3 protein-coding genes are annotated in these 7,237 nt (G+C 74.8%); 2 read left to right on the forward strand and 1 reads right to left on the reverse strand.

The window, feature by feature from the left end; all coding sequences use genetic code 11:
* Both G5C51_RS08910 and G5C51_RS08915 read left to right on the forward strand, forming a co-directional pair.
* Entirely contained in the window at window positions 1-2,988 is a 2,988-nt protein-coding gene (locus tag G5C51_RS08910; protein WP_165234556.1) for a helix-turn-helix transcriptional regulator, read from the forward strand.
* Window positions 2,989-3,015: 27 nt separating this feature from the next.
* Window positions 3,016-6,012, forward strand: coding sequence for a helix-turn-helix transcriptional regulator (locus tag G5C51_RS08915; RefSeq protein WP_165234559.1), 2,997 nt, complete (start codon window positions 3,016-3,018; stop codon window positions 6,010-6,012).
* Here the strand turns inward: G5C51_RS08915 and G5C51_RS08920 are convergent.
* Window positions 6,005-7,150, reverse strand: coding sequence for a PQQ-dependent sugar dehydrogenase (locus G5C51_RS08920; protein WP_165234562.1), 1,146 nt, complete (start codon window positions 7,148-7,150; stop codon window positions 6,005-6,007). The genes G5C51_RS08915 and G5C51_RS08920 overlap by 8 nt on opposite strands.
* Window positions 7,151-7,237 lie beyond the last annotated feature (87 nt).

Raw genomic sequence — 7,237 nt, forward strand, 5'->3', positions numbered from 1 at the left:
ATGGCGACGCCAGGCGCGTCCGTCGCATCAACCGCCCGTGACATGCTCTCTGTTGTGGAGAGCATCCGCCTGAGTCCGGTCTTCGCCGGACGCACGGAAGAGATGGAAACACTGAACGCCGCGCTCGCCCGCGCCGACGCGGGCGAGCCGCAGGCGTTTCTGATCGGGGGCGAAGCCGGGGTCGGCAAGACCAGGCTGCTGGAGGAGTTCCTGCGCGGCGCCGAGGAGCGCGGCGCGATGACCGCGGTCGGCCGCTGCCTGGAGCTGGGCACCGACGGCCTCCCGTACCACCCGTTCGTCACCGCGGCCCGCGCGCTGACCGGCAACGAGGCCGAACTCGAGGCAGTACTTCCCGAGTTCGCCCCCGATGCCGTGTCGGAGCTGTGGCCGTGGGGACTTGTCGATATGGACGACACGCATCCGCGGGAGGGCCGTTCCCGGCTCTTCGAGCTGACGGCCCAGGCCTTCGAGCGGCTGGCCGCCGACCGCACCGTGGTGCTGGTCCTCGAGGACCTGCACTGGGCGGACCGCTCCAGCCGCGAACTGCTCGCCTACCTGTACCGGTCCGTGCACCGGACGCGGCTGCTGATCGTCGCCACCTACCGCTCGGACGACGTCCACCGCCGCCACCCGCTGCGCCCCTTCCTGGCCGAGCTGGACCGGATGCGCGTCGTCACGCGTCTTGATCTGCGCCGCCTCACCCGCGAGGAGGTGCGCGCTCAGCTCGCCGGGATCCGGGACCTCGCCGAGCCGGAGCCCGCCCTGGTGGCGCGGGTCTTCGACCGTACGGACGGCAATCCCTTCTTCGTCGAGGAGCTGGTCTCCTCCGGCGGCGACCGGCTGAGCGAATCGCTGCGCGACCTGCTGCTCGTACGGATCGAGGAACTGCCCGATCACGCCCAGCGGGTGGTCCGGATGGCGGGGGAGGGCGGCGACCTGGTCGAGTACGGGCTGCTGGCGGCCGTCACCGCGATGCCCGAGGACGAGCTGCTGGACGCGCTGCGGGCGGCGGTGGCGGGGTGCGTGCTGGTGCCGGACGTGTCGTGCGGGCGGGACGCGTACCGCTGGCGGCACGCGCTGCTGCGGGAGGCGGTGTGCGATGACCTGCTGCCGGGGGAGCGCAGCCGGTTGAACCGGCGGTATGCGGAGGCGCTCGAGGGGGAGCCGGGCCTGGTGCCGGCGGAGGAGTTCCGTACTCGGGTGGCGAGGCACTGGCACCACGCCCGGGTGGCGGCGAAGGCGCTGCCCGCGGTGCTCGCGGCGGCGGCGGAGGCGCGCGGCCGGCACGCCTTCGCGGAGCAGCATGAACTGCTCGAGCGGGCCCTGGAGTTGTGGGACGAGGCGCCGGCGGACGTGCGCGCGGTGGTGGACTGGGAGGACTTCGGAAAGGCGGAGGCGTATCCGCCGGCGGGTGGATATGTCGACCTGCTGGCCGAGAAGGTGATCGCCGCCAGGTACGCCGGGGAGCACGAGCGTGCGTATTCGGCGGCGAAGTGGGCGCTGAAGCTCGTCGACGAGGAGCGCGAGCCGGTACGGGCGGCGTGGTTCTGGCTGCAGCGCAACCGGCTGGTGTGCGACCTGGGGCGGGGCGACGGCTGGAAGGAGATCAGCCGGGCGCGTGAACTGCTGGCCGGGCAGCCGCCGTCCGACGTGCACGCGGCCGTGCTGGCCTCCGCCGCGGGATGGGCGATGGTGCACGCACCGTCCGCCGACGGACTGCGCACCGCCGAGGAAGCGGTGGCGCTCGCTGTCGCCTCCGGCAGCGATGAGCAGGAGATCAACGCCCGGGTCACCGCCGGCGTGCTGCGCTGCCTCCTGGGCGACCACGAACGCGGCCTGAGCGAACTGCTGGCCACCCGTGAGCGCGCGCACGAGCTGGACGACCACCTCGGCGTGGTACGGGCCGGGCTGAACCTGTCGGCCGAGCTGGGCGCCCTGGGGCGCTCGGCGGAGGCGATCGAGGCCGCGGAGGCGGCGGCAGCCACCGCCGGACGGCACGGCCGCGGCTGCACCGCGGCCTTCGCGCTGGCCAACAAGGCGGAGGCACAGCGCTCCCTGGGCCGCTGGGACGACGCCGAGGACACCCTTGCGCGGGCCGCGGACGTGGTCCGCTCGCCGTTGGTGCGCGGCGCGATCGCGCTGAACCGCGCCGCTCTGACCCTGCTGCGCGGCCACGACGAGGCGGCCGGGACGCACCTCGCGGACGCCCGTGAACTGATCGGAACGGAGGCCTCCCAGCCGCAGGTCGCCATCCCGCTGCGCGCCATGGACCTGGAGCTGGCCGGCCGGCGCGACGACCGGGAGGAGGCCCGCAGGATTCTCAGCACCGCCCTGGACGAAGGTTTCCCGCCCGGCCAGCACCGCCACGCCTGGCCACTGCTGCGCATCGCCGCGGCGCATGCGGTCGCGGAGCCGGACCTGCTCGCCCGCCTTCGCGAGGCAGCCGCCGCACTCCCGCAGGACGCCCCCGTCTGGGTCGCGTACGCGCGGCTCACCGAGGCCGAACTCGCCCGCGCGGAAGGGGCGTCGGCCCCCGACGCCTGGGCGGCGGCCGCCACGGCCTTCGAGCCCCTCGACCGCCCGTACGAGCTGGCCCTCGCCCGCCATCGCTGGGCCGAGGCGCTGCTGGCGAGCGGGCAGCGGGCGGCGGCCGCGGCGTTGCTCCGGCAGGCGTACGAGACCGCCGACCGGATGCGCGCGGCGCCTTTGCGGGACGAGCTGGCGCAGCTTGCCGCCCGGGCCGGGATCCCGCTCGTGCAGGAGCCCGAAGCACCGACCGCCGAGGACGACGCCTTCGGCCTCACCGCGCGCGAGCGCGAGGTGCTGCGGCTCGTCGCCCAGGGCCGTACCAACCGGCAGATAGCCGAGGAGCTCTTCATCTCGCCGAAGACGGTGAGCGTGCACGTCTCCAACGTGATGGCGAAGCTGGGCGTTTCGACGCGGGGCGAGGCGGCGTACAAGGCGCGGCCGGTGCTGGAGGGCCGGTAACTCGGATCGTTGTCGGCGGCGCATGGCATGCTCGACGGCGTGACCTCCGCACCCCACATCAGCCCCGTCTTCGTCGGCCGCGCCGTCGAACTGGACGCGCTCGCCGCCGCGCTCGGGCGCGCCGCCGGCGGCGTCCCGCAGGCGATGCTGGTCGGCGGTGAGGCCGGGGTCGGCAAGAGCCGCCTGGTCGAGGAGTTCCTGCACGCCGCCGAGGCGGAGGGCGCCGTCGTCGCCGTGGGCGGCTGCGTGGAGGCCGGTGCGGAGGGCCTGCCCTTCGCTCCGCTCACCACCGCGCTGCGGTCGCTCCGGCGCACCCTCGGCTCGGCCATGGACGAGGCCGCCGCGGGGCGGGAGGGCGAGCTGGCCGGGCTGCTGCCCGAGCTCGGCGACCTCGGCGAGCGCATCGGCGAGGCCGGCGCCCGGCCCGAAGCGGCTGCCCGGGGGCGGCTGTTCGACCTCACCGCGCGGCTGCTGGAGCGGCTGGCCGCCGACCGCCCGCTGGTCCTGGTCGTCGAGGACCTGCACTGGGCCGACCGCTCCACCCGCGAGCTGCTCGCGTATCTGCTGCGCTCGCTGGGCGCGGCCCGGCTGCTCATCCTGGCCACGTACCGCACCGACGACCTCGACCGCCGCCACCCGCTCCGCCCCGCCCTCGCCGAGCTCGACCGGCTGCGCAGCGTGCAGCGCGTCGAACTGCCCCGGCTCACCCGCGCCGAGGTGGCGGGGCAGATCGCCGGCATCCGCGGCGCCGAGCCGGACGCCGCGCTGCTCGACGCCGTGTTCAGCCGCGCCGACGGCAATGCCTTCTTCGTCGAGGAGCTCGCCCTCTCCGGCGGCGCCGCGCACGGCGGCCCGCTCAGCGACTCCCTCCGCGACCTGCTCCTGGTCCGTATCGAGGCGCTGCCCGAGGAGGTCCAGCGGGTGGTGCGGATCGCCGCGGGCGGCGGCTCCACCGTCGAGTACGAGCTGCTGGCCGCCGTCACCGGACTGCCCGAGGACGAGCTCATCGCCGCGCTGCGCGCCGCGGTCGACGCGGGCGTGCTGCAGCCGGCGGCGGACAGCGAGGCGTTCCGCTTCCGGCACGCGCTGCTGCGCGAGGCGGTCGCCGACGACCTGCTGCCCGGCGAGCGGCACCAGGTCGCCCGCCGGTACGCGGAGGCGCTGGTGGCGGCCCCCGGGCTCGTACGACCCGAGGAACGCGCCGCCCGGCTGGCCAGCTTCTGGCACCAGGCCCGCGACCCCGCCCGCGCCCTGCCCGCCACGCTGCAGGCCGCCGCCGACGCCCGCCGCCGGCATGCGTATGCCGAGCAACTGCAGCTCCTCGACCGCGCCGTGGAGCTGTGGGACGAGGCGCCCGAGGAGGCCCACGGTGGCCAGGACCTGATGGACCTGCTGGCCGACGTCGTGGTGGCCGCCCGGCTCACGTCCGAGCTGGAGCGCGCCCTCTCGCTCGCCAAGCAGGCCCTGCGGCTGCTCGACCGGCGCCCGCAGGACGCCGACACGTCGCTGCGCGCCGCCTGGTTCTGGACCGAGCGCTCGATCGGCGTGCAGCTGACCGCGCGCGGCGACGGCTGGGAGGAGCTGGCGAAGGCGGAGGCGCTGGTCCGCGGCCTGCCGCCGTCACCCGTGCACGCGTACGTCCTCTCCGAGGTCGCCACCTGGCAGGCGCTGCACACCCCGGGCCGCGAGGCGATGGAGACCGCCCAGCGCGCGGTCGACCTGGCCCGCCTGGTCGGCGACGAGCAGACCGAGCTGCATGTCCGCATCCCGCTCGGCTGGATGACGGCCGACACCGGCGACGTGGAGGGCGGCCTCGCCGAGATGTACGAGGTGCGCAGGCGCGCGGTGGCGCTCGGCACCCCGCTGGTGATCCAGCGGGCCTACATCAACCTGCCCGACTGCCTGGAGGGCCTCGGCCGGTCCGCGGAAGCGCTGGAGCGCGGCGAGGAGGCGGTCGAGCTGATGGGCCGCTACGGCCTCACCGAGCCGATGGCGATGGCGCTCTCCAACCAGGCCAACAGCCTGATCTCACTGGGGCGTTGGGCGGCGGCCGACGCCGCGGCCACGGAGGTGGGCCGCGCGGTCAACAGCCCCAAGCGCCTCGGCTCCGCCGCCCGCGCCCGCGCCGACCTGGCCATCCTCCGCGGCGACCGGGAAGCCGCCGCCGCGCAGCTCGCCGAGGCCCGCAAGCACCTCGACACCCACGACGTGCACCCCCAGTACTCCCTCCCGATCATCCGCGCCGACGTCACCATCGCGGCCGCCGGCGGCCACATCCTGGAGGTGCGGGCGCTGCTGGCGCGGGCGGCGGCGGAGGGCTTCCCGCTGGGCATGCAGCGGTACGCCTGGCCGCTGCTGTACGAAGCCGCGGCGGCCGAGGCCGACGCCCGGGTGCTGCCGGCGGCGCAGGCCGGGCGGGGCGCGGCGGTGACGCGAATCCGCGAGGCGATGCGCGGGCTGCCGCAGTTCGTGCCGGTATGGGCGGCGCAGGCGCTCGACACCGAGGCCGAACTGCTCACCGCCGACGGCTCGGACGCCGCGGCCGCCGAGCGCTGGGCGGAGGCGGTGGCGGCGTGGGAGCCGCTGGACTGGCCGTACCACCTGGCGCGGGCCCGCTTCCGCTACGGGCAGGCGCTGCTGGCGGCGCGGCCGGGGGAGCGCCCGGCGCCCGCGGCGCTGCTGCGGCAGGCGCACGAGACGGCCGCGGAGCTGGGCGCCGCCCCGCTGGCCGCCGAGATCGCGGCGCTGGCGGCGCGGGCGCGGGTGGCGCTGACGGACGGCGACCACGCGGCGGTGCCGCAGGACCCGGCGCAGGAGCTCGGCCTGACCTCCCGCGAGCGGGACGTGCTGCGCCTGGTGGCCACCGGCCGCTCCAACCGGCAGATCGCGGACGAGCTCTTCATCTCACCGAAGACGGCGAGCGTGCACGTCTCCAACATCCTGGCGAAACTGGGCGTCTCCAGCCGCGGCGAGGCCGCGGCGGCGGCGCACCGGCTGCGGCTTTTCGAGGACGGCCTCAGCTGACCTTGAGCCGCAGGATGCGGTCGTCGCCGTCGCGCACGTCGCCCCGCCCGTCGGTGTTGCTGGTAGTGACGAGTAGATCGCCGTTTTCGAGGGCGACGACGGTACGCAGCCGCCCGTACTCACGCTCGAGGAAGGCCTGCGGCTCGGCGACGGCCTTCGTGCCGTCGAGCGGGACCCGCCAGAGCCGGGTGCCGCGCAGGCCCGCCATCCAGAGCGAGCCCTTGGAATACGCGAGGCCGCTGGGCGAGGCGTCGGCGGTGGACCACTGCTCCAGCGGGTTGGTGTAGCGCTTGTCCTCGCTCTTGCCCTCGACGACGGGCCAGCCGTAGTTCTTGCCCGGCTGGATGTGATTGAGCTCGTCCCAGGTGTCCTGCCCGAACTCCGAGGCCCACAGCCGCTTTTCGCCGTCCCAGGCGAGGCCCTGGACGTTGCGGTGCCCGTACGAGTACACGACCGAGTCGGCCTTGGGGTTGCCCTTGGCGGGCTTGCCGTCCGGGGTCATCCGCAGGATCTTGCCGTTCGGCTTGTCCTTGTCCTGTGCCAGATCGGGGTGGTAGCGCTCGCCGGTGCCGACGTAGAGCATCCCGTCGGGCCCGAAGGCGATGCGCCCGCCGTTGTGGTTCTGGTCCTTCTCGAGCCCGCGGTAGACGACGTCGGGGGCGCGGAGCTGCTGCCCTGCGGGCTTGTCCTTGTCGTAGAGCATCCGCACGATGCGGTTGTCGGAGTCGGAGGTGAAGTACGCGTAGAGCTGGTTGTCATCCCCCATGGCCAGCCCGAGCAACCCGCCCTCACCGCCGGCCTTCACCCCCGGCACCTCACCGACCTGGGTTTTCTTCCCGCCCTCTGCCGCCACGTGGGTGACGGTCCCCTCATCCCGCGAGGCGACGAGTAGATCTCCCTCGGGCAGTACGACCATGCCCCACGGCGACTTGAGCCCTTCGGCGACGGTCTCGACAACCTCGACAGAGCCCTTGGCGGGCGGCGCGTCCCCCTGCCCGCCAGGCGCGGAGCTGTCGCTACGATCCGAGCTGCTCGGCTGCGTATCGGGCTCGTCGCCCTTCCCGTTCCCGTCCCCGGACGAGCATCCGGCGAGCAACAGGACGGCGGCGAGAGCGGCGGTGGCGGTGCGACGTGACATGTGTCCTCCGGACGGGGTGGCGGGGTTCACACGCGGCCAGCATATGTCTGCGGGTTGCGGTGTGCGTGGGCTGACCCACCCGCCCAC

It is taken from the genome of Streptomyces coryli, assembly GCF_011044975.1.
In the GTDB taxonomy this organism is placed as follows: Bacteria; Actinomycetota; Actinomycetes; order Streptomycetales; family Streptomycetaceae; genus Streptomyces; species Streptomyces coryli.

Bases quoted from the DNA above. Each gene is read 5' to 3' on its own strand.
- G5C51_RS08910 (WP_165234556.1), top strand. From the start codon at position 1: ATGGCGACGCCAGGCGCGTCCGTCGCATCAACCGCCCGTGACATGCTC.
- G5C51_RS08915 (WP_165234559.1), top strand. From the start codon at position 3,016: ATGCTCGACGGCGTGACCTCCGCACCCCACATCAGCCCCGTCTTCGTC.
- G5C51_RS08920 (WP_165234562.1), bottom strand. From the start codon at position 7,150: ATGTCACGTCGCACCGCCACCGCCGCTCTCGCCGCCGTCCTGTTGCTC.